At 66.5% G+C, this 23,814-nt stretch carries 23 protein-coding genes; 10 read left to right on the top strand and 13 right to left on the bottom strand.

Annotated elements, in window-relative coordinates:
- The first annotated feature begins 48 nt into the window (after nucleotides 1–48).
- Complete coding sequence (locus KEC55_RS23585; protein ID WP_282511333.1) at nucleotides 49–1,359, top strand: MFS transporter; 1,311 nt, start codon at nucleotides 49–51, stop codon at nucleotides 1,357–1,359.
- 81 nt (nucleotides 1,360–1,440) lie between these two features.
- Here KEC55_RS23585 and KEC55_RS23580 read toward each other — a convergent pair whose 3' ends face one another.
- The 5 genes from KEC55_RS23580 to KEC55_RS23560 all read right to left on the bottom strand — a co-directional run bounded on the left by KEC55_RS23580 (nucleotide 1,441) and on the right by KEC55_RS23560 (nucleotide 7,709).
- Entirely contained in the window at nucleotides 1,441–2,235 is a 795-nt protein-coding gene (locus KEC55_RS23580) for a polysaccharide lyase family 7 protein (RefSeq protein ID WP_282511331.1), read from the bottom strand.
- Between the two features lie 358 nt (nucleotides 2,236–2,593).
- Nucleotides 2,594–3,091, bottom strand: coding sequence for a shikimate kinase (locus tag KEC55_RS23575; RefSeq protein ID WP_282511329.1), 498 nt, complete (start codon nucleotides 3,089–3,091; stop codon nucleotides 2,594–2,596).
- A gap of 212 nt (nucleotides 3,092–3,303) precedes the next feature.
- On the bottom strand, nucleotides 3,304–4,638 hold the full coding sequence (gene argG, locus KEC55_RS23570; protein ID WP_176046135.1) for an argininosuccinate synthase: 1,335 nt from the start codon (nucleotides 4,636–4,638) through the stop codon (nucleotides 3,304–3,306).
- Between the two features lie 328 nt (nucleotides 4,639–4,966).
- Nucleotides 4,967–6,037 carry an FUSC family protein gene (locus KEC55_RS23565; RefSeq protein ID WP_282511328.1) on the bottom strand — a complete coding sequence of 357 codons (1,071 nt, stop codon included), beginning with the start codon at nucleotides 6,035–6,037 and terminating at the stop codon, nucleotides 4,967–4,969.
- Between the two features lie 139 nt (nucleotides 6,038–6,176).
- The gene (locus KEC55_RS23560; protein WP_282511326.1) at nucleotides 6,177–7,709 is read right to left on the bottom strand and encodes a GGDEF domain-containing protein; all 1,533 of its coding nucleotides are present in this window, start codon (nucleotides 7,707–7,709) and stop codon (nucleotides 6,177–6,179) included.
- 587 nt (nucleotides 7,710–8,296) lie between these two features.
- On the opposite strand from KEC55_RS23560, the gene KEC55_RS23555 reads away from it, so the two are divergent.
- The 4 genes from KEC55_RS23555 (at nucleotide 8,297) to KEC55_RS23540 (ending at nucleotide 12,333) form a co-directional block, all read left to right on the top strand.
- Complete coding sequence (locus tag KEC55_RS23555; protein ID WP_282511325.1) at nucleotides 8,297–9,832, top strand: amino acid permease; 1,536 nt, start codon at nucleotides 8,297–8,299, stop codon at nucleotides 9,830–9,832.
- A gap of 264 nt (nucleotides 9,833–10,096) precedes the next feature.
- Nucleotides 10,097–10,342 (top strand): DUF3717 domain-containing protein, encoded by a 246-nt coding sequence (locus tag KEC55_RS23550; protein ID WP_012338561.1) that lies wholly within the window; start codon nucleotides 10,097–10,099, stop codon nucleotides 10,340–10,342.
- 166 nt (nucleotides 10,343–10,508) lie between these two features.
- The gene (locus tag KEC55_RS23545; RefSeq protein WP_021157347.1) at nucleotides 10,509–11,426 is read left to right on the top strand and encodes a LysR family transcriptional regulator; all 918 of its coding nucleotides are present in this window, start codon (nucleotides 10,509–10,511) and stop codon (nucleotides 11,424–11,426) included.
- Between the two features lie 109 nt (nucleotides 11,427–11,535).
- Entirely contained in the window at nucleotides 11,536–12,333 is a 798-nt protein-coding gene (locus tag KEC55_RS23540; protein ID WP_282511323.1) for an alpha/beta fold hydrolase, read from the top strand.
- 43 nt (nucleotides 12,334–12,376) lie between these two features.
- On the opposite strand, the gene KEC55_RS23535 is transcribed toward KEC55_RS23540, so the two are convergent.
- From KEC55_RS23535 to KEC55_RS23525, 3 genes are all read right to left on the bottom strand, one after another.
- Nucleotides 12,377–12,730, bottom strand: a complete 354-nt coding sequence (locus KEC55_RS23535) for a hypothetical protein (RefSeq protein WP_124455866.1) — start codon at nucleotides 12,728–12,730, stop codon at nucleotides 12,377–12,379.
- Between the two features lie 177 nt (nucleotides 12,731–12,907).
- Nucleotides 12,908–14,503, bottom strand: coding sequence for an intermembrane transport protein PqiB (locus tag KEC55_RS23530; protein ID WP_282511322.1), 1,596 nt, complete (start codon nucleotides 14,501–14,503; stop codon nucleotides 12,908–12,910).
- Between the two features lie 34 nt (nucleotides 14,504–14,537).
- Nucleotides 14,538–15,227 carry a DUF3313 domain-containing protein gene (locus KEC55_RS23525; RefSeq protein WP_282511321.1) on the bottom strand — a complete coding sequence of 230 codons (690 nt, stop codon included), beginning with the start codon at nucleotides 15,225–15,227 and terminating at the stop codon, nucleotides 14,538–14,540.
- Nucleotides 15,228–15,615: 388 nt separating this feature from the next.
- Here KEC55_RS23525 and KEC55_RS23520 point away from each other — a divergent pair, with 388 nt between their 5' ends.
- Nucleotides 15,616–16,230 (top strand): TetR family transcriptional regulator, encoded by a 615-nt coding sequence (locus KEC55_RS23520; protein WP_282511320.1) that lies wholly within the window; start codon nucleotides 15,616–15,618, stop codon nucleotides 16,228–16,230.
- Between the two features lie 122 nt (nucleotides 16,231–16,352).
- On the opposite strand, the gene KEC55_RS23515 is transcribed toward KEC55_RS23520, so the two are convergent.
- Nucleotides 16,353–16,973, bottom strand: a complete 621-nt coding sequence (locus KEC55_RS23515; RefSeq protein ID WP_282511319.1) for a TetR/AcrR family transcriptional regulator — start codon at nucleotides 16,971–16,973, stop codon at nucleotides 16,353–16,355.
- Between the two features lie 94 nt (nucleotides 16,974–17,067).
- Here KEC55_RS23515 and KEC55_RS23510 point away from each other — a divergent pair, with 94 nt between their 5' ends.
- On the top strand, nucleotides 17,068–18,288 hold the full coding sequence (locus tag KEC55_RS23510; protein WP_282511318.1) for a glycosyltransferase: 1,221 nt from the start codon (nucleotides 17,068–17,070) through the stop codon (nucleotides 18,286–18,288).
- A 36-nt stretch (nucleotides 18,289–18,324) separates the two neighbouring features.
- Here the strand turns inward: KEC55_RS23510 and hutC are convergent, their stop codons facing one another.
- From hutC to KEC55_RS23495, 3 genes are all read right to left on the bottom strand, one after another.
- The gene (hutC, locus tag KEC55_RS23505) at nucleotides 18,325–19,020 is read right to left on the bottom strand and encodes a histidine utilization repressor (protein WP_282511317.1); all 696 of its coding nucleotides are present in this window, start codon (nucleotides 19,018–19,020) and stop codon (nucleotides 18,325–18,327) included.
- Between the two features lie 181 nt (nucleotides 19,021–19,201).
- Complete coding sequence (locus KEC55_RS23500; protein WP_282511316.1) at nucleotides 19,202–20,329, bottom strand: porin; 1,128 nt, start codon at nucleotides 20,327–20,329, stop codon at nucleotides 19,202–19,204.
- A gap of 137 nt (nucleotides 20,330–20,466) precedes the next feature.
- A complete protein-coding gene (locus KEC55_RS23495) occupies nucleotides 20,467–20,781 on the bottom strand; it encodes a hypothetical protein (RefSeq protein ID WP_282511315.1) in 315 nt (104 codons plus the stop codon).
- A gap of 337 nt (nucleotides 20,782–21,118) precedes the next feature.
- On the opposite strand from KEC55_RS23495, the gene kdpF reads away from it, so the two are divergent.
- Nucleotides 21,119–21,199, top strand: coding sequence for a K(+)-transporting ATPase subunit F (gene kdpF / locus KEC55_RS35140; protein ID WP_063623159.1), 81 nt, complete (start codon nucleotides 21,119–21,121; stop codon nucleotides 21,197–21,199).
- Here kdpF and KEC55_RS23490 read toward each other — a convergent pair.
- On the bottom strand, nucleotides 21,169–21,339 hold the full coding sequence (locus KEC55_RS23490) for a hypothetical protein (protein WP_282511314.1): 171 nt from the start codon (nucleotides 21,337–21,339) through the stop codon (nucleotides 21,169–21,171). The genes kdpF and KEC55_RS23490 overlap by 31 nt on opposite strands.
- Here KEC55_RS23490 and kdpA point away from each other — a divergent pair.
- Nucleotides 21,338–23,041 carry a potassium-transporting ATPase subunit KdpA gene (kdpA, locus tag KEC55_RS23485; protein WP_282511313.1) on the top strand — a complete coding sequence of 568 codons (1,704 nt, stop codon included), beginning with the start codon at nucleotides 21,338–21,340 and terminating at the stop codon, nucleotides 23,039–23,041. The two genes, KEC55_RS23490 and kdpA, sit on opposite strands and share 2 nt — an antisense overlap.
- A 10-nt stretch (nucleotides 23,042–23,051) precedes the next feature.
- Nucleotides 23,052–23,750 (top strand): potassium-transporting ATPase subunit KdpC, encoded by a 699-nt coding sequence (kdpC, locus tag KEC55_RS23480; RefSeq protein WP_282511311.1) that lies wholly within the window; start codon nucleotides 23,052–23,054, stop codon nucleotides 23,748–23,750.
- Nucleotides 23,751–23,814 lie beyond the last annotated feature (64 nt).

The raw sequence follows: 23,814 nt of genomic DNA, 5'->3' as shown, positions 1-23,814 counted from the left end.
CCGAACATTCACAGACAGAGCACGGCTCGACCTCGAAGGAGGAGACACATGCAAGCGGATCTGGAAACCCGCGTCGCGCGGAAACTGATGTGGCGCATCATTCCGTTCGTGATGCTGCTTTACTTCGTCAGCTTTCTCGATCGCGTCAACGTCGGCTTCGCCGCGATGACGATGAACAAGGCGATCGGCCTGTCGCCGACCGCGTTCGGGTTCGGCGGCGGCCTGTTCTTCATCGGCTACTTTCTGTTCGAAGTGCCGTCCAACCTGATCCTCCATCGTGTCGGCGCGCGCATCTGGATCGCACGCGTGATGATCACGTGGGGGGGCGTGTCGGCCGTGTCCGCATTCGCGGCCGGGCCGACGAGCTTCTACGTGCTGCGCTTCCTGCTCGGCATGGCCGAAGCCGGCTTCTTCCCCGGCATCATCCTGTACCTGAGCCTGTGGTTCCCCGCGAAGCAGCGCGCGGTGGCCGCCGCATGGTTCATGGCGGCCGCGCCGATCTCGACCGCGATCGGTTCGCCGCTGTCGGGCGCGATCATGCAGATGCCGCCGATGTTCGGGCTCGCCGACTGGCAGATGCTGTACATCGTCGAAGCGCTGCCGGCGGTCGTGCTCGGCTTCGTGGTGCTGAAGTGCCTGACCGATTCGCCGTCGAAGGCCGCATGGCTGCGCGCCGACGAGCGCGACTGGCTGATCGCGAAGCTGAAAGCCGAAGCCGACGCGCGGCATACGCACGCCGGGCACACGGCCGGCGCGTGGCAGGCGCTGCGCGATCCGCGCGTGCTGGCGCTCGCGCTGATCTACTTCGGCACGTCGGCCGGGCTCTATACGCTCGGGCTGTGGGCGCCGCTGATGGTCAGGCAGTTCGGCTTCACCGCGTTGCAGACGGGTTTGCTGACCGGCATCCCCAGCATCGCCGCCGTCGTCGCGATGATCGTGTGGGCGCGGCATTCGGATCGCACCGGCGAGCGCACGTGGCACGTCGTGATTCCGTGCGTGCTCGCGTGCATCGGCTTCGTGTTCGCGGGGCAGGCGAGCACCGCGCTGCTGACCGTGCTCGCGCTGGTCGTCGTCAACATCGGGATCAGCGCCGCGAAGGCGCCGCTGTGGGCGATGCCGAGCGCGTTCCTGTCGGGTGCCGGCGCGGCGGCGGGCATCGCGATGATCAACTCGATCGGCAATCTCGGCGGGTTCGTCGGGCCGTTCGCGATCGGCTGGCTGAAGCACGCGACGGGCGGGTATGCGGCGGGGCTGTACGTGGTGGCCGGCACGCTCGCGGTGTCGGCGATCGTCACGCTGATGCTGAGCCGCAAGAGCGCGCGGGAAGCGGTCGTGCCGGGCGTGCGGCATCACTCGTAAGCGTGGCATGCGCGCGGAAAAACCGGGCGGGTGCGCGTTGCATACCCGCCCGGCTTCGTGCGTCGTGACGCGCGAGCCTCTTCAGCTGTGCGTGAGCGTCAGCGCATAGAACTTCACGACGGTGCCGGGCGTCGTCAGCGGCGTGCCGGACACGGCCGTCTGGTCGTAGTCGCCCGCCTTGAAGTAGAAGCTCTCGCCGTCGAAGCTCGAATCCATCGTGAAAGTCTTGGTCGTGCCGTTCGCGGTGACGGTGATCGTCGTGCCGCTCAGGCTCAGCGCATAACTGAACGTCTTGCCGACGCCGACCGTAGTGATCGGCGTGGTCGTCGACTTGCCGCCCTGGTTGGTGCTTTCGAGCAGCAGTTGCACGACGCCGCCGGATGTGAACTGCAACTCGCACAGCGGCTTGCTCGGGCCGGTGCCCTGGAAGATCTGGCCGATCGTCGTGTGATCGGGCACTTGCGTGACGGCCACCGTCGCATTCAGCCGGTTGGTGCCGGACGTCGGCCAGATCGCGTTCTCGCGCAGCTCCGTGCGCGGATGCAGCGAGCCGGACGTCGTCCAGCCCTGCGTCGGGTCCATCATCACCATCGAGCCGTCGCTGCCGTCCGTGTAGAAATACGTCGGGTTCACGTAGCCGCCCGCGAGCGACGAGCCGCTCACGGTGTTGACGTTGCCGGACGAGCCGGTCGGCAACTGCAGCGTGAACGGCGCAAGGTTGAAGTTCGAGCCGGGCGGGTTCGACGGGCTGAGCGCCATGACGGTGGCCTGCTGGCGCGCGGCGGCGGCCGGGCTGGCCGGGTCGTCACCGCCGCAGGCGGAAAGGAACGCAACGGACAGGACGGCGGCGACGCACGGGATGATCCGGTTCTTCATGATGTCTCTCTCTGATGGTCCGTGGCCGGGCGCCACGTTGTGGATAACGTTTTCCTTTTTTGGCATGAGATCGCCGCGAAGGCGGTCGGCAGCCAGTAGAAAGCACTCCAAAATACAGAAAGCAGGTAAGGCGCGGGCACGACTGGGGAAGCTGGAAGTTTAAAGCGGGGAATTCTGAAATTCTTGAAGCTTGCGATCGGCTTTCCGGGTGGTTTGGTCAGCCGGTCGGGGACGATGCTAGCAAGAAGCCTCAGAAGAGTAAACGTTTTCCTTCGTGGGGTGATGAAGCTGTTTGCCGCCGAGCCGCGGCGCGTGCAATTCGCGATTCGGTACAGTGGTGTGCGCGCAGGCGCGGGCGTTACGACGCCGCAGCAGCGACATGCTGCGCGATGCGCGCCGCACAGGCATCGGGCGTCGCGCCCGACGTATCCAGCACCATCTGGCTGAACGGCCGCGACGCATAGCCTTCGCGATACATCTCGGCGATCCGGCTGCGCTCCCAGTCCGTCAATGCGCGCGAGCCGCGATTCGATGCGGCAATCGCCTCGGGCGGCGCAAGCGTGATGACGAACAACCGCGCATCACGCGCGTCGCAGGCGGCGCGCAGCCGTTCGTGTTCCGCTTCGCCGATCGGATAGGCGATCACCAGATGGCGTTCGCGCGCGGTCGTGATCAGCGTGACGAGGCGTTCGAGCGCGATCGCCCACTGCACGTCGAACGGCGCATCGTCAGGCGCATCGTGATCGTCGCCGTCGATGAAGCGCGCGTCGGGCAGCACGCGCGCGAGTGCGAGGCCGATCGTCGTCTTGCCGCTGTTGATTGGGCCATTCAGGTGGATGACGGTAAGGGTGGTCATGAGACGAGGCGGAGAATCGAATGACTCGCAGCTTGCCATGACGGGCGTGGCGATGCAGTGCCGTGGGTGCGTCACGCGGCGTGATGCGTTTGCGGAGGGGGAAAGCAGGAGAGGGAAGAGGTGGCAGGCTGCGTGCGCGATGATGCGCCGCACACGCAGCCTGCCCGACCGTGCCGCATGCAGCGATGCGGCACGGCGTCGAGCGAAACGACTTACTTGTCGTCGCCCTTGATCTGCGGCAGCGCCGTGTTTTCGCCCGGCGTCAGCAGCCCGACTTGCGAGTACACGCGCAGCTTGTCGCGCGTATCGGTGATGTCGAGGTTACGCATCGTCAGTTGGCCGATCCGGTCGCGCGGCGAGAACGTCGATGCAACCTTCTCCATCGACAGGCGTTCCGGCTGGTACGTGAGGTTCGGCGACTTCGTGCTCAGGATCGAGTAGTCGTTGCCGCGGCGCAGTTCGATCTTCACTTCGCCGGTGATCGCGCGCGCGACCCAGCGCTGGGCCGTTTCACGCAGCATGATCGCCTGCGGATCGAACCAGCGGCCCTGGTACAGCAGGCGGCCGAGGCGGCGGCCGTTCTCGCGGTACTGCTCGATCGTGTCTTCGTTGTGGATGCCGGTGACGAGACGCTCGTACGCGATGTACAGCAGCGCGAGGCCCGGGGCTTCGTAGATGCCGCGGCTCTTCGCCTCGATGATCCGGTTTTCGATCTGGTCGCTCATGCCGAGGCCGTGGCGGCCGCCGATGCGGTTCGCTTCCAGCAGCAGCTCGACCGGATCGGTGAACTCGACGCCATTCAGCGCGACCGGCTGGCCGGCTTCGAAGCGCACCGTCACTTCTTCCGCGGCGATCTTCACGTCGTCGCGCCAGAACGCGACGCCCATGATCGGGTTCACGATCTTGATGCCGCTTTCGAGGCTTTCGAGATCCTTCGCTTCGTGCGTCGCGCCGAGCAGGTTCGAGTCGGTCGAATAGGCCTTCTCGGCCGACATCTTGTATGCAAAGCCCGCCTGGTTCATGAATTCGGACATTTCGGCGCGGCCGCCGAGTTCGTCGATGAACGTCTGGTCGAGCCACGGCTTGTAGATCTTCAGATCCGGGTTCACGAGCAGGCCGTAGCGGTAGAAGCGCTCGATGTCGTTGCCCTTGTACGTGCTGCCGTCACCCCAGATGTTGACGCCGTCTTCCTTCATCGCGGCGACGAGCATCGTGCCCGTCACGGCGCGGCCGATCGGCGTCGTGTTGAAGTACGTGACGCCGGCCGTCGTGATGTGGAACGCGCCGCTTTGCAGCGCCGCGATGCCTTCGGCGACGAGCTGCGCACGGCAGTCGATCAGGCGGGCGCCGGCTGCGCCGTATTCGATCGCGCGTTTCGGGATTGCGTCGTAATCGTCTTCGTCGGGCTGGCCGAGGTTCGCCGTGTATGCGTACGGGACGGCGCCCTTGAGTTTCATCCAGTGCAGCGCTGCGCTGGTGTCCAGGCCGCCGGAGAAGGCGATACCGACCTTCTGGCCGGTCGGGAGGCTTTCGAGAATCGTGCTCATAGGAATAACCGTGGATTGAAGCCGGTGGGATCGTATTTCGCGGAATATGCGAGTATCGGCTGTCCGGGAAGTTGGGGCAAGGGCTGATTTTCGCGCGAAATCGTCGTCCGGCCCGTCGGGCGGGCTTGGCCGGCGGTTAACCAAGCGGAGAACGTGGTGCCGAAAGGCGCGAAATCGCGGCCGAAACGGGCTCGGGCGAGTGCGGTTCCGGCCGAACTCGCGGGGCCGGATCGGCCGAAAGGCACGGCAACGGCCGCCAGGGTGCCGGCCGATCGCCAAGAAAGGAATATGAAAGACTGACGCTCGAAACCCGGAACCCGTCAGTCCCTCAGATATTCCACGACTGCGCGGTATCCAGCAGCTTCTCGCGCAGCTGATCGACTTCGCCGGCCAGCTTGGCCGTGATCGACACGTAGCCGGACAGCTGCGGCGGCGGCGCGTCGTGCGGCGGGTCGGCCGGGCGGCGGCGCGGCGCGAGCCGGCTCGGCGTGCCGAACTTGAGCGCGCGGCTTGCGCCGACCAGTGTGTCGCGGATACGCCGGTTCACGGCCTTCATTTCGACGCGCATGTATTCGCGGGCCGTCACGTCGTCGCGGGCCGGCACCGCGCTCGACAGGATCTCCAGATAGCCGATGCACAGGCGCAGGCTGCGCTGGATCGCCTCGAGCTGCGTCATCGACGTCTCGCATTCCTTCGACACCGACGGCATCAGCGAACGCAACTGCACGAGCAGCGCGCTCAGCGCGGCCATTTCCTTCAGGTGCGCGTCGTCGCTGACCTGGCGGTCGCCCGCGAGCCGTGCGTGCACGGCCGCGCACGCACGCAACGCGTCGGCGAGCTTGTAGCGCCACGAGTAGGTCGCATAGAGCGGCAGCGCGAACGAGAACGCCAGCGCGATCGCGATGCCGGTCAGCACGTTCACCGCGCGCCACAGGCCGTCGACGATCTCGTTGTCGCCGTGCCCGGCGACGATCACCATCGTGATCGCCGACAGCAGCGCGATGTAGCCGGCCTTGCCGATCGCGTGATACGCGCAGAAGCCGCACGCGACGGCCATCAGCAGGTAGATCGCGACGGGCGCATGCGACACGGAATACAGCACGATCAGCCCGAGCCCCGCGAGCGCGCCGATCGACGTGCCGAGCGCGCGCTCGGCCGCCTTCTTGCGGATGTTGCCGTGATGCTGCAGCCCGCCGACGACGATCAGCACGGTGATCGTCGACCACTCGCCGTGCGGCACGTGCAGGCCGGTGGACAGCGCGATCGACACGAGAATCGCGAGCGCGACGCGCGCCGCATGGATCAGCTTCGCGTGCCGGTAGCGGCGGTACGGGTCGAGCAGCGGGCGGAGCGCATTGCGCAGCAGGGGCGGCAGCCGGGTAGGGAGCGGGGTGGTCATGACGGAGCGGAGGTGGCCGGAACGCGCACGGCGGCGTGCACGGGCCGGCGCACGCCGCTTGCGCAGCAGACGTCACGCTAACCGAACGCGCGCGGGCTGTCCACGGCGCGGGCGCCGCGCCCGGTCGCGACGCGGGGCGTCACGCGTCGGCCGTGGTCGGCAGCGCTTCCAGTACGCGGTTGCGGCCGCCTGACTTCGCGCGGTACAGCGCTTCGTCGGCGCGCCTCAGCAGTGTCGCGGCGTTCATCCGGCCGTCGGCGGTGGTTGCCGTACCGATACTGGCCGTGACGTGCCCGTACGGGCTCTTCACGTGCTCGATGCCGAGTTCCGCGATCGCGTGCCGGATGCCTTCGGCGACCGTGGCCGCGCCTCGCGCGTCGGTATCGGGCAGCGTGACGACGAATTCCTCGCCGCCGTAGCGCGCGACATGGTCGCTGTTGCGGCGCAGGCAGCCCGAGGCGGATTGCGCGACGCGGCGCAGCACGTCGTCGCCCGCCGGGTGGCCGTAGAAGTCGTTGAATGCCTTGAAGTGATCGACGTCGACGAACAGCACGGACAGCGGCCGGCCGCTGCGCGCCGCGCGCTGCGCCTCTTTCGCGAGCACCGTGTCGAACGTGCCGCGGTTGTCGAGGCCCGTCAGTGAATCGGTGTGGGCGAGCCGGTACAGCTTCGACTCGGCGACCTGCCGCCGCTTCAGTTCGCGCGACAGCGCGAGCGATCCCCACGCGATGAACCCGGTGAACAGGCACATCAGCACGACGGTCCAGACCGCGCGGTGGTGCCACGACGCGTAGATGTCGATCTCGGCCGGCGCGACGTCGACCACCAGCGGCAGGCCGGCGAGATGCTTGTAGACGTAGATGCGCCGGACGCCGTCGATCGCGCCGGTACCGGTCAGCTCGCCGTTGCGGCTGCGCTGCGACTCGATGAACAGCGGCGAGTCGCGCAGGTCGAGGCCGACCACACGCGTGTCGTACGGCAGGCGCGACACGAGCGTGCCGTTGTCCTCGACGATCGCCGCGCTGCCGTGCCGGCCGACCGCGAGGCCGTCGAGCAGCGCGCGGAAGTAGTCGACGCTGAGCGTGCCGACGACGATGCCGCCGAAACTGCCGTCGGACAGGGTGATCCGGCGGCTGAGCGCGATCGTCAGTGCGCCGCCGCGCAGCCGGGAAGCGTAGGGCCGGCTGATGTAGAGGCCCTGCGCGAGCCGGTCGCGATGCACGGCGAAATAGTCGCGGTCGGCGAAATTGCCTTGCCGGGGAGGCGACGCACTCGAATCGATCACGATATTGCCGTGCGGGTCCATCACGAAAATCGAGCCGAGATACTCGCCGGTCGCGGCGCGGTCGAACAGCAGCCGGTGGCGCTGGCGCGGCGGCAATGTCATCAGTTCGGGATCGATGACGCCGTCGACGACGTTTTGCAGCGACAAATCGTAGAGCTCGATATTGCGCGCGATATCGCGTTCGATCAGCAGCATCAGGTTGCGCGCATTTTCGACCGCATGGTCATACGCGTCGCGCCGAGCCTCGATTAATAGCGACGCGGAAAGTCCCCAACTGAACATCAGCAGCAGGATGCCCGCAACGAGCACGCCGCGGGGCGACAGAATGCGTGCCACGATCGACGCGGTATGGCGGCGCAGCGTGGCGGGCAGCGGGAGTGACTTCATCCTCGGGAGTGGCGGGGCGGCGGATATTCGCGTGGCTGGCGATTCCGCGCGCTGATTATTTCGAATTAATCGACATTATCTCGCGAATTCCTGATTTTCGCGTGCGCATGCAAAACATGCATGCGGAAACGGTGATTCGAAACTGTTACGCATCATTACCGCATCGCACGAGGGCGATTTGATTTGAATCAATTATCAGTTCCGGTCGTTTTGTCTGATTAATAGCGAGAGGGCCGGTCGATTTTGCATATCCGCGCGGTATTTGGCGGATTGCGACAGGATTGCCTGCATTCAGGCTGGAATGGAAAACCGAATAACCCCGAATAACGTATGGTTTTTGTGCCGGCATGCGATGGTGGCCGCGTTGATGCAGCCAACTCCTTGATTCTGCGAAATCTCCCCGCGATGGCGGGCGCGTCGACCCGAGCTGTCCCCTTGGCGAATCAGGTAGAATCCGCGCTTCGCCGCAGGCGCCCGTCGCGCAACGCGTATCGGGGCCGTATCGAATGCATCGCAGGACGCGCACCGCGCTCCGATTCCGCATGCGCCGGCTACGGATGCCGGCCCGCTCAACGTTCGTTTCGTTTATGTCCGCAATTCCGAATTCCGACCAACCCGGTTCGTCCGCGAACCCACCCAAGCTTCATCGCGCGCTGAAGGCGCGCCACCTGACGATGATCGCCATCGGCGGCTCGATCGGCACGGGCCTGTTCGTCGCGTCCGGCGCGTCGATCTCGCAGGCCGGCCCCGGCGGCGCGATGGTCGCGTACATGCTGATCGGCCTGATGGTCTACTTCCTGATGACGAGCCTCGGCGAAATGGCCGCGTTCATGCCGGTGTCGGGTTCGTTCGCGACCTACGGCGCGAAATACGTGGACGAAGGCTTCGGCTTCGCGCTCGGCTGGAACTACTGGTACAACTGGGCCGTGACGATCGCGGTGGAACTCGTCGCCGCGCAGCTCGTGATGCACTACTGGTTTCCGGACGTGCCGGGCGTGTGGTGGAGCGCGGCCTTCCTCGGCGTGATGTTCCTGCTCAACGCGCTCACCGTGCGCGGTTTTGGCGAAGCCGAATACTGGTTCGCGCTGATCAAGGTCGTCACCGTGGTCGCGTTCATCGGCGTCGGCCTGCTGATGATCTTCGGCATTCTGAAGGGCGCGCCGAGCAACGGCTGGGGCAACCTGACGATCGGCGACGCACCGTTCGCGGGCGGCCTGCCGGCGCTGATGGGCGTCGCGATGATCGCGGGCTTCTCGTTCCAGGGCACCGAGCTGATCGGCGTCGCGGCCGGCGAATCGGAAAACCCGCGCACGACGATTCCGCGCGCGGTGCGCCAGGTGTTCTGGCGGATCCTGCTGTTCTACGTGTTCGCGATCTTCGTGATCGGCGTGCTGATTCCGTACACCGACCCGAACCTCCTGAAGACGGACGTGACCGACATCGGCGTGAGCCCGTTTACGCTCGTGTTCCGCCACGCGGGCCTCGCGTTCGCGGCCGGCGTGATGAACGCGGTGATCCTGACGGCCGTGCTGTCGGCCGGCAACTCGGGCATGTACGCGTCGACGCGGATGCTCTACACCCTCGCGACCGAAGGCCGCGCGCCGAAGATCTTCGCGAAGCTGTCGGCGGGCGGCGTGCCGCGCAACGCGCTGTACGCGACCACCGCCGTCGGCGCGCTGTGCTTCTTTACGTCGCTGTACGGCGACAAGACCGTGTACCTGTGGCTGCTGAACACGTCGGGGATGACGGGCTTCATCGCGTGGCTCGGCATCGCGGTCAGCCATTACCGCTTCCGCAAGGGCTACGTGAAGCAGGGTTATGCGCTCGACCAACTGCCGTACCAGTCGAAGTGGTTCCCGTTCGGCCCGCTGTTCGCGTTCGTGCTGTGTCTCGTGATCGCGCTCGGCCAGGATTACCAGGCGTTCCTCGCGAACCGGATCGACTGGGCCGGCGTCACCGCGACCTATGTCGGCATTCCGCTGTTCCTCGTCGTGTGGCTCGGCTACCGGTTCCTGAAGAAGAGCCGCTTCGTGCGCTACGAAGACATGGAGATCGCGCCGTGGATCGCCGCGAGCCGCGGCGCGCAGGGGCAGCCGGTGGCGAACCGCGAAACCGCGGGCTGACGCGGGCGCGGCAAGCGGCCGCGCGCCGCACGATGAAACGGGAAGCCGCGTGCTTCCCGTTTTTTTTGCCCGGCTTTTGCCTGCACGGGGTCAAAGCCGGTTATATTGCCCGACCCTACCGGGCCACGGCCCGGCCGGCGCGACAGGCGCAGCGCGGATCGGCATCCGGCGTGCGCGGCGCGCGGCGGCCGGCGAGATGCCCGGCGTTTTCATCGTTCCATCCGGGCCGGCAGGGCCCGCGGAGCGCGCAACCCAGAGGAATCCATGAGCGCATCACCCGCCGAGCGGAAGGCCGGACCCGTTTCCATCGTGCGAATCGAAGCCGCGATCAACGCGTGGCGCGAAGTGTACCCGCCGGCGCCGGACGGCGAGGACGGCTACGCGCTGGACGCCGGCAGCAACTGCCTCGCCGAGCTGTACGGCACGATGATCTGCTACCAGCTGCCGGACGTGCCGCTCGACTCGCTGAGCCACGAGCAGCGCGATGCGCTCTACGCGACCGAGGTGTGACGTGCGGTCGTGACGTCATCGCCACACGGCGTCGATGAAGCAACGGGAAGCTCGCGGGCTTCCCGTTTTGCTTTGGGCGGCGCGTGGCGGCTGGCGCCGCCTGCGGTATCGTGACGACATCATCCGGCTGTGGATTGCGCCGGAACGCTGTCCGGGAGACATCAAAATGGAGTTGAGACACCTCCGCTACTTCGTCGCGGTGGCCGAAGAGCGGAATTTCACGCGGGCGGCGGAACGGCTGCATATCGCGCAGCCGCCGCTGAGCCGGCAGATCCAGCAGCTCGAGGAAGCGCTCGGCGTGCCGCTGTTCGAGCGCAACGCGCGGCCGCTGAAACTGACCGACGCGGGACGCTTCTTCTATTCGCACGCGGTGCAGCTGCTCGCGCAGACGACCGAACTCGAATCGATGACGAAGCGGGTCGGCAAGATCGAGCGCAGCATGTCGGTCGGTTTCGTCGGCTCGACGTTGTACGGGATGCTGCCGAAGATCATCCGGCGCTTTCGCAGCGAGTATCCGGCCGTCGAGCTGAGCCTGCACGAGATGTCGACGATGGACCAGATCAAGGCGTTGAAGGAAGGGCGCATCGACGTCGGGTTCGGGCGCATCCGCCACGAGGATCCGAGCGTGCGGCGCGTCGTGCTGCGCGAGGAGCGGATGATCGTCGCGCTGCCGGTCGGCCATGTGCTCGACAGCGCGAAACCCGTGCTGTCGCTGCACGATCTCGTGAACGACACGCTGATCATCTTCCCGAAGGCGCCGCGCCCGAGCTATGCGGACCAGGTGCTCGCGGCCTTCCACGATCGCGCATTGCAGCCGCGCAAGATCTACGAGACGCGCGAACTGCAGATCGCGCTCGGCCTCGTGGCGATGGGCGAGGGCGTATCGGTCGTGCCGCACAGCGTGTACGGGCTGAAGCGCGACGACATCAGCTACAAGCCGCTCGACGATCCGAACCTCGTGTCGCCGATCATCATGAGCATGCGGATGCTCGACGAATCGGAGGACATTCGCGCGATGCAGGCGCTGATCTACCGGCTCTACGACGAAGCGCAGATGGAGTACCTGCCGCCGCAGCCCGAATGAACGCGCGGGCCGTAGGGGCTTGCTTGACGCTGCGCGCGCCGGCAGGCCACCATGTCCGGATTCGATGCGGCCGCCCGTGTGCGGCCGCTTTCACGCAGACGACAGACACATGACCGATATCGTGACCGAGGAGACTACCGTCGAGACGCCGCAAGGGCGACTCTTTGCGAAACGCTGGCGTGCGGGCCCGGCGCAGGATGTGGCAGCGCCCATCGTGCTGCTGCACGATTCGCTCGGTTGCGTCGACCTGTGGCGTGACTTTCCCGAGCAACTCGCGCGTGCCACGCAGCGTGACGTGATCGCATACGATCGCCTCGGCTTCGGCCGCTCGGATCGTCATCCGGGAACGCTCGGCACGACGTTCGTGCGCGACGAGGCCGATCACGCGTTCGCTGCGGTGCTCGAGCAACTGCGCGTCGATGCGTTCGTCGCATTCGGGCATAGCGTCGGCGGCGGGATGGCGGTGGGTTGCGCCGCCGCGCATCCCGATCGCTGTCGCGCGCTCGTGACGGTCGCCGCGCAGGCGTTCGTCGAGGACCGCACGCTGGACGGCATTCGCGCGGCGGGGCAGCAGTTCGACGAACCGGGTCAGCTCGACCGGCTCGCGCGCTACCACGGCGACAAGGCCGGCTGGGTGCTGCGCTCATGGGTCGACACGTGGCTGTCACCGGCGTTTCGCGGCTGGAATCTCGACGAAGACTTGCCGCGCGTGCAATGCGCGACGCTCGCGATTCACGGCGAAGACGACGAATACGGGTCCGACGTGCATCCGAAGCGGATCGCCGCGCGCGTCGCGGGGCCGTCGTCGTTCCTGCTGCTGGCACGATGCGGGCACATGCCGCACCGCGAGCGGACCGACGACGTGCTGGCCGCCATCGCGACGTTCCTGCGCGACGCGGGCGCCTGAGCGCCCGGCCGCCCGGCAACCGGCGGGCCGGGCCCGCCGGCCGTCAGAACGACAGCTGGATCGCGAGATCGATCGCGAGCAGCGCGATCGAGCAGCCGATGCCGAGGATCACGTTTGGCAGCCGGTGCTCGAAGTCGCGATTGTCGCGGCGCATCGCGGCGCCGAGCAGGAAGATCGCCTCGACGACGATCTGCAGCCCGACGAACAGCAGCATCAGCAGGTACTCGTAACCCATCTGCTTGAACGCGGCAAATTGCATCCCGTGATCGCGGATCCACTGGCCGACGCGCAGCAGTTCGTAGACGAACAGCAAGGCGGGGAACAGGTAACTGATGAAGTAGGTCGGCGCGGTAGCGTGCCGTAGTTCGAGGTGGAAGTGCTGATGCGTGGTAGCCATCACAACCCTCCTTGCAACGCGTGATTGCAGTCGCGACGGCGGCGCGGTCACATGCGAACGAAGGGATTACCCGATGCACAGTGCGCAGCCGTACGACACCAGCATACTGCCGCGCGGGAAATTTGGCTTGCGGTGCGTGCAGTCGTCGTAAAAATGTGTGTGCTGCGCGCGACGCATTTACCGCGCCGTACTTGCCGGATGCGGTGCATTATCGCGCCGCGTGGCGCCTGAACCGTTCGGCAGCAACCATTCCGGATGCTGCTCCAAATCGTCCGCCAGTGCGCGCAGCGTGCTCGATGTGCGCGCGAACTGCGTCAGCGTGCGGCGGACATTCGATGTGTTCGCACCCTCTTGCCGAAGCATGGCCTGCGCAGTCGTGAATGCCTGACGTGCGGCGCCCAGCGCATCGTGCGTTTGCGGCGCCAGTTCGGTATCGAGTTGTGCGAACAGCGCATCGGTGTTCACGAGCGCGGCGTTCAGGTGTGCGCCCATTCTGTCGAGCGGCAATCGGGAAACGGTGCCGACGATGTCGGCAATCTGGTCGCGCAGTACGTCGAGCGTGCCGGGCACGGTCGGGAGTGCAATCGGCTCGCGATTCGTGTCGACCGACGCGGGCGGCGCGTGCGGGAACATGTCGAGCGCGACATACGAGCGGTTCGCAATCGGATTGCCGATGCGCAGCTGGCCGCGCAAACCGCGTGCGACGAGCGTGTGCAGTAGCGCCCTGCCGGCATCGGTGTCGCCGTTGCCGAGCACGGCGCGGTAGCGTTGCCCGAGACGATCGGGGTAGAGCGCCATCGTCACGCGCATCGTGACGTCGCCGCGCGTTGCGTCGTATTCGGTGCCGACTGCCGTCACGTTGCCGAGTTCGATCCCGCGAAAATCCACCGGCGCACCGACCGCGAGGCCGCGCAGCGAGCGGTCGAAACGCATCACCACCGGCGCGGCCGGCGCGTTCGGCGTGCGCATTGCGTCGATCTCGTTGTCGGCCACGCGAAAACGCGTGCCGTCCGGCGCAGCCGTGATCGATGCGTGCCCGGGCGGCGATGCGAATGCCAGCGCGCCGGCGAGCAGCGCGGCAATCGACGGCGTGTCGAGTTGCATGCCGCCGGCGTCGAGTCGCAGGCCGAGGCCGCCGGCCTGCCACCAGCGCGTATCGACGTCGACGTAGCGATCGAACGGCGCGGCGATGAACACGTCGATCGACACGCCGTGTCCGTCCGCATCGAGCGCACAGCCGGTAACCTGGCCGACGCGTGCGCGCCGGTGGTAGACCGGCGAGCCGATCGCGACCGAGCCGAGTGATGTCGCGCGCAACGTGTAGCGCCGGCCGCCGTCCCCGGTCATGGGCGGCGGCGCATCGAGCCCGGTGAAATGCGCGCGCGGTTCGTGCGAACTGCCGAGTGCGGCCGCGATGTACGAACCGGACAGCATCGAGTCGAGACCCGAGAGGCCACCGGGCCCGATGCGCGGCCGCACGATCCAGAAACGCGTGTCCGCCACTGCCAGCGCGCGTGCGCTGGTGTCCAGCCGCACGTCGATCAGCACGCCCGGTTGCCCGTGCAATGCGTGAACACGCGTGACGCGGCCGATCTCGACGTTGCGCAGCCGCAGTGTCGATCGGCCGGCTTCCAGTCCGTCGGCGGTCGCGAATGCGATCGTGACCGTCGGCCCGCGGCTGCCGAGCAACGATACGCCCCATGCGAGACAGCATGCAGCGGCCGCGAGCGGAACGATCCAGACGATTGCCGCCCGCGGCCACCCGGCACGCATCTGCGCAACACGTGCCGACGTACGCCGGCAGGCTTCAGTCGAATTGTGCGACGAGCGCATCGGCACCCTTGTCGATGCCGGTCTTCGCCGCACTGAGCGCGCCGAAACTCGCGCCGATGTTCATCGCGTTCGGATACTGCTTCGTCACGTAGGCGTTGATCAGCCGGTTCGTCGAGGCGTCGCGGATCTCCACCGCGTAGATGACCGAACCCGTGAACGCACCTTCGCGACCGCGGATAGCCTGCACGCCGTTGTAGACGTTGCCCGCGAGATCGAAATGCGCGAATGCGCCGGCAAACGTCGTCGTCGTGACGGCGCCCGTCAGCGTCAGCTTCACGCGCAGCGTGTCGGGGCCCGGCGTGCTCGTCAGCTCGAAACGCTTGCCGAGCTTCTTCGCGAACGTGTCGCCCATGTACGCGGCGAGCGTCGACTTGTCCTGGTCGGTCAGGTCGCCGAACTGATGATCGGTGCCGCGATAGACGGCGATCGGGTCGAGGATCAGCTTCCGGTACGCGTGCCAGTCCGCCGGTAGCGCGTAGCGGTAGGGCACGCGGCCCGACTTGTCTTGCGGATCGCTGCGCAGATATGGCGACGATTCGATGCTGCTGTAGCGGGCGGGCTGGACGCCAGCGCATCCGGCGAGTGCGGCAAGCGCGGTAAGTGCGGTAAGTGCGGCGCAAAGCGCGGCGTTGAGCAGGTGGCTGGGCTTGATCGTTCGGTTCATCTGACGCTCCGGGTCGGGATTCGCGCCGGTGGAGCCGGTGCGAAGGGTGGGGCAACAAAGCGGCACCGCCGCTTGGGTTCGTAAAAAAACCAACCAGACGGTTTGTTTTTAAGGCGCAATAGCCGCATGACGATCGGTGACGGATGGGCCATCCTGCAGCGGTTATCGGCCGGAAAGCCAGGCCACAGGCGGTCCTTGCGTCGCACCATGCGTTGCGCGACGTGCCCGTCATCCGGCCGGGGCCGATGCGGGAGCCGATCGTAGCACCGCCGTTTCCGGATGTAAACCGACCAGGCGGTTTGTTTGTGATAGACTCCGCGCACTTCCTTCATACGATCGCATCGGTCCGGCGCGGTCGCATGGCATCACTCCATTCCGGGGACAGTACATGGATAACCCGACGCGTTCCGAGCGAACGCGCACTGCCGCGATCCAGGCGGCGCTCGCGATCCTCGAGCGCGACGGTCCGGGCAAGCTCACGTTCGATGCGATTTCGCGCGAAAGCGGGATCAGCAAGGGCGGGCTGATGCATCAGTTCCGCACGAAAGGCGATGTGCTGAACGCGCTGATGGAACATCAGCAGGACACCTACCAACGCTTCCAGCGCGACTATCTGGCCGCGCGCGATCCGCGCGAAGCGCAGCCGACACTGTCCGCGCAGATCGCGACGATGCGCGAAGTGATCAACCAGCAGCCGTCGGCGGCGCTCGCGATCATGGCGGCGCTCGTCGAGGATCCCGCGCCGCTGCAGACGGTGCGCGAGACCGATGCCGCGAACGTGAAGCGCATGGCGGCCGAATCCGGCGATCCCGATCTCGCGCTGCTGCGATGGAAGGCCGCGTGGGGGCTCGCGCTATCGGCGATGTTCGGGCTGTGCCCGCTGTCGGCCGATGAGCGCGCCAGGCTGTTCGACCGGCTGCTCGACGAGACGCAATGGCCATCGGGCGGTGACGCCGTCGCGCAACGCGGTGCGCCGGCGGCGAACGCGTCGCGGAAAAAATGAGGCGCGCATGGGTCGCATGCGGTGCAGCGGTCGCCCGTTTCGGGCGCTCGTTGCTCGCGGTCGTACTTGGGCGCTTGTAAGCGCAAGCGCGTGTGAATGCGCGATGCGAAGGCGGGCGTTGCTCAGTTTTTCGCTTCCGCGCCTTCGATAAACAGCTTCGCAATCGACTGAAACTCCCGTTTCAGCGACAACCCCGGCACGGTCAGCCAGCGCAGCATCGCCGCCAGATACAGGTGGTGGAACCAGGTGGCGAGCTGATCGGCCTGCAACGTGCCGTTCAGTTCGCCGGCCTGCTGCCCGGCGACGATCAGTTGCCGCCACACCAGCGCGATATCGCTGCCGTTCTCTCCCCCAATATCCGGTTCGACCGCGCCGATGCTCAGGAGTCGGTGCCGCAGGTACGCGAGCAGGTATGCGGGATGCGCTTCGCACCACGCGGCCGACGCGTCGAGCACGCAGCCGATGCGCGATGCGAAGGTCTTGCGCCGTGCGACGTCGCGCTGCAGATGCGCGAGATCGCGCGCGAGTTCACCTTCGAGCCAGTGCGCGAGCACGGCTTCCTTCGTCGGAAAGTGGTTGTACAGCGTGCGTTTCGCGACGTCGGCCTCGGCCGCAATCTGCTCCATCGTGACGGCATCGTAGCCGTGCGCATCGAACAGGCGCGCGCCGGTAGTGGCGAGATGCGTGAGCATCTGGATGCGCTTGCGTGCGCGGCGGCCCGGATCGTCGGTCGGAATCGGCATGGCGGGGGATTGACTGAAAGTGCACAAGTTGCATTAGTATACGACGTGCATTTTTATGAATCCACCCGTTTCCATCGGGCAAGAGGAGTTACGCATGAAGCTCGTCATCGCCACCTACGGCACCGAAGGCGACACGCGCCCGCTCGCGGCGCTCGGCCGTGCGCTGATCGATGCTGGCCATGACGTCCGGCTGCTGGCCGACGCGGCGACGCTCGGGTCGGCCGCCATGCTCGGCGTGCCGTCGGCGCCGTTGTCCGGCGATATCAGCCGCGCGATCGCGCCGGATGGTGCGCTGGCCGATGCGGTGCGCGGGCGCGGCGGTTTCAACGACACGTCGAAGGCGCTCGCGGCAATCGCGAATGCGAACACGGCCGCGTGGATGCGCGAAGTCGCGGACGCGTCGGACGGTTGCGACGCGATCCTCGTGTCGGGGCTTGCGTCGTTCGTCGGGCTGTCGGTCGCCGAGTATCGCGGTGTGCCGGCGATCGGCGCCGGCATGATCCCGATCACGCCGACTGCCGAATTCGCGTCGCCGTTCCTGCCGCCGGGGAAGTTGCCGCGCTGGCTGAATCGCGCAAGCCATCGGTTCGTGAATGCGCTGTTGTGGCAGGCGTTCAGGAAGTCGACGAACGCGGCGCGGGCCGATGTGTGCGGGTTGCCGCCGCGCAAGCACGTGTGGAGCGATCATCCGATGCTGTACGGAGTGTCGCCGGCGCTGCTGTCCGGCCCGACCGACTGGCCATCGAATGTGCAGGCATGCGGCCAATGGCGGATCGATGCGCGTGGATGGGCGCCGCCCCCGGATCTTGCGGCGTTTCTCGAATCGGGCGATCGGCCCGTGTACATCGGATTCGGCAGCATGGCCGGCTTCGACCGGGCTGCCTTGGTCGACGCGCTGACCCATGCGCTTGCCGGCCGGCGCGCATTGTTCTATCCGGGCTGGAGCGGTATCGACGCGTCGATGCTGCCGGCTCACGTCCGCGTGATCGGCGACACGCCGCACGACTGGCTGTTCCCGCGTGTATCGATGGCGATTCATCACGGCGGGTCGGGCACCACGCATTCGGCTGCGCGGGCCGGGATTCCGTCGGTCGTCGTGCCGTTCGCGGGCGATCAGTTTTTCTGGGCGAACCGGTTGCAGCGACTCGGTGTGGCCGATGCGCCAGTGGCGGGGCGGCGCGTGGATGCGGCGGCGCTGGCGCGGGCCATCGCGTTCGCCGATCGCGGCGAAACGAAGGCGCGTGCCACGGAACTCGGTACGCGCATCGCGCAAGAGGACGGTTTGACGCTCGCCGTCACTGCGATCGAGCGATAGGGGCGCGCCGCAGCGCGGTGAACCCGCGCCGCGGGATCAGAAATGCCCGGTGAACCGGTAACGGCTGCCCGGGTGCCACAGATTGGCGACCGACGCGACCATCCCCTGCGACCACGTGCGCCGATGCAGCAACAGGCACGGCTCGCGGTCGTCCATCGTCAGGTGGCGGCGCGTTTCGGCGTCGGGCATGGCGGCCTCGATCCGGTATTCGACGCGCTGTAGCGGCGCGACGCGCGTCAGGTACAGGTTCGGCGTGGTCGTCGTGAAGTCCTGCAACGCATATTCCGGCGCGCACGCCGGATTGACCCAGCGCTCCTCGAGCTGCACGGGCGTGTCGTTCTCGAAATGCAGCACGCGCGAATGGAAGATCGGGCTGCCCGTATCGAGCTGCAGTTCGTCGGCGAGCTTCGCATCGGCGACGGCCGCGCCGACCTGCAGCACCTGCGCGCGATATCCGTGGCCGCGCGCGGCGACTTCGTCCGAGATGCTGCGGATCGCGACGAGTGTCGATTCGTACTTCGGCGAGGCGACATACGTGCCCGAACCGCGCGTGCGCGTGAGCACCTGTTCGGCCGTCAGTTCGCGCAGCGCGCGGTTTACGGTCATCCGTGCGACGTTGAATTCGCGCGCGAGTTCGTTTTCCGAGGGCACCTGGTCGCCTTCCGCCCACTCGCCGGCATGAATGCGTGCGAGGATGAAGTCCTTGATTTCCTGATAGATCGGTGTGGTCATGGGATCGCGATTCCAGAGTCGGCGGCGCCCGCTGCCGAATGCCGATCCGGCGCGCGCCCGGCGCCGAGTGTACCGGTTTCGCGGGCGAGCGGGCCCGGATTCCCCGAATGATCCCTGTTCGGCCGGCGCGCGTCCATGCGGGATTGCACAGAGCGGCCGGCCAACGACCGCCGGCGCGCGGTCAGAACCGATGCCGGATGCCGACCGTCGCGACGACCTGCGTATTCGTCGACGAAGCCGCGAGCCCCGTCACGTTCGCGAACCCGAGCGTCGCGCCGGACGGCACGCCGAACTGGTGCTGGTACACGGTTTCCGCATACACGTCGGTGCGCTTGCTCAGCGCGTAATCGGCCATCAGCGTCACCTGGTGCCATTTCGGCCGGTGGCTGCCGGTTGCGTCGTCGTAGCGGCCGTCGGTGAACGTATAGGCGCCCGCGAGCGAGACGGCCGGCGTCAGCGCATAGCGCGCGTTGACCTCGTAGTTGTCGAAGCGCAGCGCATTCAGCGCGCCGGGCAGCGACGACGCAGCCGTTTCGTCGAACATCGAATGCGTCCACAGCGCGCCGACCGTCAGCCGGTCGAACGCGTAGCTGCCGCCGGCGCCCATGACACGCTGGCGCACCGCCGGGAAGTTCGCGCCGTCGTTCGGCGACAGCGCACCGCCGGCCGTCAGCCCGCCGCGATTGAGCTGCAGGTACGCGGCGCCGAGGCTGACCGGCCCGTTCGCGTACGACACGCCCGCGCTGTACGCGCGGTTGTTCGCGAAGCCGCCCGCCGCGTTGCTGAACCCGTACAGGCCGCCGAACTGCCAGCCGGCGAGCGTCGGGCTCGTGTATTTCACCGCGTTGTCGATGTAGAACGAATCGTCGATGTTGTCGTTGTCGAACGGATGCGACGCGAGGTTGTTGCCGTCGCCGTTGTTCGCCATCGCGAGCGGGCCGAGGTAGTCGACCACGGCATCGTACTGGCGGCCGAGTGTCAGCGCGCCGTACCGGTCGCTCTGCAGGCCGACGTACGCGCGGCGGCCGAATATCGTGTTCTTGTAGGACTGCGTGCCGTTGTTCAGGTTGAAGCCGTTCTCGAGGCGGAACAGCGCGTGCAGGCCGCCGCCGAGATCCTCGTTGCCGCTCAGGCCGAAGACGGTATTCGACAGCAGGCCGCTGCCTTGCTGCCATGTGCTTTTGCCTGACTGGTTGTTCGTATAGGCGATACCGGCATCCAGCATCCCGTAAAGCGTGACGCTGCTTTGCGCATGCGCCGCGGCGCCGAAGAAGGCGAGGGAGAGGGTACCGACGACTGCTTTTTTCATTGCGTGTGCTTCCTGGAAAGGCCCGTTGCGACGGGAACGACGATTCGTCGCGCGTATCCGTGCGGACACGCGCGTTCGAATCGATGAAAAGGGAGGCGCGCGTGACGCGGGTCACGCACGGCGGCGGCGAATGCCGGCTAGTGCTGCAACAGGCGGATCGTGCCGAACTCGGCGGCCGGCAGCAGGCGGAGGATCGACAGGATCGCGGGCGATGCCTGCGACCGTGCGACTTCGAGTTCGATGCATGCGCGCCCGGTGCGCCTGTCGATCGCGGCCGTGTAGAAATTCAGCGCGGCGCCGACGGCCTGATGCAGCCGGCGTCGCACGGCCGCGAGGTTGTCCGATTCGACACGGATCGACAGCAGCACGAGGTCGTCCGCGGGGGAGCGACGCCTCGAACGCACGCGCGGCAGATCGTGTGAAGCAGCGGATTCGGTTCTGGTCGGTTTCATGCTTTCTTCCCCTGGTCGCATCGTGCTTCGCACCGCGAAAAGCGCGTTCTGGACATGGCGCCCATTTTAAGAATCGCGGTCGCGATACGGTGTATAGACTCGACCCGGCCCTGAAAAGAACGCATAAAAATGCAGTGCGCACCGGTTTTCGTCTTTACAGCTTTTTTATTCCCTGCAAGGAAATTGAACACCGCTTTGATACGCGGATTTCTACACTGTCGCATCCCATTCGCCAGATGAGCATGGGGGCGTCACCGGGGTTTGTGCCGACACGGCACGGCCCGCTACGCCGACGGTCGCGCGGCGTTGCCGCGCATACGAACAAAAGGGGAAAGCCATGTTGTGGATCACCGGCGCGCTATCGCTCGCGCTCTTTATCTATCTGTTTCATGCGTTGATCAAACCCGAGCGGTATTGATCGGCGCGATTCAACAGGAATTCGAAAATATCGGTGAATGTCATGAGCGATCTGCTTTTCATTTTTTTCACGCTCGCTTTCTTTGCCTTGACGGCCGGTTTCATCACCGGCATCGACCGGATCTGAGCGAGCGTCGACATGTTCAACAATCTCATTCAATTCGCGATCGTTCTCGCGATCATGCTGGCGCTGGTGCCCGTCGTCGGGAAATGGCTTGCGCACGCCTTCACGAGCCCGCGCCATGCGTGGGTCGAACGCCGGACCTATGCGCTGCTCGGCGTGAACCCCGACGAAGCGATGTCGTGGCAGCGCTACGGCATGGTGCTGCTGCTCAGTAACGCCGGGATGATGCTGCTCGGCTACCTGCTGCTGCGTATCCAGGACGCGCTGCCGTTCGATGCGCTGCAGCGCGTGTCGCAAAGCCCCGACCTCGCGTTCAACACGGCCGCGTCGTTCATCACGAACACGAACTGGCAGGCGTATGCGGGCGAAAGCAGCCTGTCGAACTTCTCGCAGATGGCCGTCATCACGTTCCTGATGGTCGTCAGCGCCGCGACCGGCGTCGCGGCCGCGGGCGGCTTCATCCGCGGGCTGAGCCGCAAGAGCGCGGCCGATATCGGCAACTACTGGGTCGACTTCACGCGCGTGACCTATCGCGTGCTGCTGCCGCTCAGCTTCGTGATGGCGCTCGTATACGTATGGCAGGGCATGCCGCAGACGCTCGCCGCCGACGCGTGGGCGACCACGCTCGAGGGCGCACGCCAGCAGATCGTGATGGGGCCGGTTGCCAGCCTCGAATCGATCAAGCACATCGGCACGAACGGTGGCGGCTTCTTCAGCATGAACGCCGCGCATCCGTTCGAGAACCCGACGCCGCTCACCAACACGCTGCACATGCTGTCGATGCTGCTGATCCCGTCCGCGCTGACCTATGCGCTCGGCACGATGATCGGCCGGCGCCGCCAGGGCTGGGTGCTCCTCGGCGCGTTCGTCGTGATGTTCGTGGGTTTCCTCGCCGTGATCTATTCAGCCGAGCAGCACGGCAATCCGCTGTTGACCGGGCTCGGCGTCGACCAGCAGATGAGCGCCGCGCAGCCGGGCGGCAACATGGAAGGCAAGGAAATGCGCTTCGGCATCGCGCAGACGAGCCTGTTCGCCACCGTCACGACGGCTGCGACCACCGGTTCGGTCGATGCGATGCATGACTCGCTGACGCCGCTCGGCGGGCTCGTGCCGATCGCGCAGATGATGCTGAACAACGTGTTCGGCGGCGACGGCGTCGGGCTGATCAACCTGTTCACGTTCGCGATCCTCACGGTGTTCCTCGTCGGGATGATGATCGGCCGCACGCCGGAATTCCTCGGCAAGAAGATCGAGGCGCGCGAGATGAAGCTCGTCATGCTCGCGGTGCTCGCGCATCCGTTCAGCATCCTCGGCTTCACCGCGCTGGCCGCGATGCTGCATTCGACGATGGACAGCCTTGCGAACCTCGGCCCGCACGGCTTCAGCGAAGTGCTGTATGCGTACACGTCGGGCACGGCCAACAACGGCTCCGCGTTCGCGGGCCTGAGCGCGAACACGCCGTTCTTCAACACGACGATCGGCTTCGCGATGCTGATCGGCCGCTACCTGACGCTGCTGCCGATGCTCGCGGTCGCGGGCAGCCTTGCCGCGAAGAAGGGCGTGCCGGAAAGCGCGGGCACGCTGTCGACGTCGACGGGCCTGTTCGCCGGCCTGCTGGTTTTCGTGATCCTGGTGGTCGGCGGTCTCACGTTCCTGCCGGCGCTCGCGCTCGGCCCGGTCGTCGAGCACCTGCTGATGTCGGGCGGCCAACTGTTCTGAGGGAAACATCATGATGCAAGGCAATCGCCAGGCAGCGGCCGCCGCCGCGCCGGCACCCGGTTCTTCGTTCGGCGCGGCGACGCGCGGCCTCGTGCGGCCCGTGATCGCATCGTCGGTGCTGTTCATGCTCGTCACCGGCCTCGTGTATCCGCTGCTCACCACGGGCGTCGCGAACGTGCTGTTCCCGGCGCAGGCGCGCGGCAGTCTCGTGGGGCGCAACGGCACGACGATCGGCTCGGCGGTGATCGGGCAGAACTTTACGCGCGCCGGCTATTTCCACGGGCGCCCGAGCGCGACGACGGGCACCGATCCGGCCGATCCGTCGAAGACGGTCGACCAGCCTTACAACGCGGCCGGCAGCGGCGCCAGCAACCAGGGTGCGACCAGCAAGAAGCTGCTCGCCGACATCGCGCAGCGGGTGCGCGCGTACCGGCAGGACAACGCGCTCGCCGACGGCACGCCGGTGCCGGTGGACGCCGTCACCGCATCGGCGTCGGGGCTCGATCCCGAGATCTCGGTCGCGAACGCGCGGTTGCAGGCGGCACGCGTCGCTCACGCACGCGGCGTCGATGCCGCGCAGGTGGCAACGCTCGTCGATCGCATTGCCTCGCCGCGCCAACTCGGTGTGCTCGGCGAGCCGCGCGTGCGCGTGCTCGACCTGAACCTCGCGCTCGACCGCACGTTCGGCCAAGCGGCCAGCGTGAAGTAATGGCAGGAACCACGGAGTCACTCATGTCCCATATCGAAACCCCGATCAATCCGGCGGCGATACC

Origin of the sequence: Burkholderia cepacia, from assembly GCF_029962485.1 — a bacterium.
Classification (GTDB): domain Bacteria; phylum Pseudomonadota; class Gammaproteobacteria; order Burkholderiales; family Burkholderiaceae; genus Burkholderia.
This window is presented reverse-complemented; position numbering and strand designations above follow the sequence as displayed.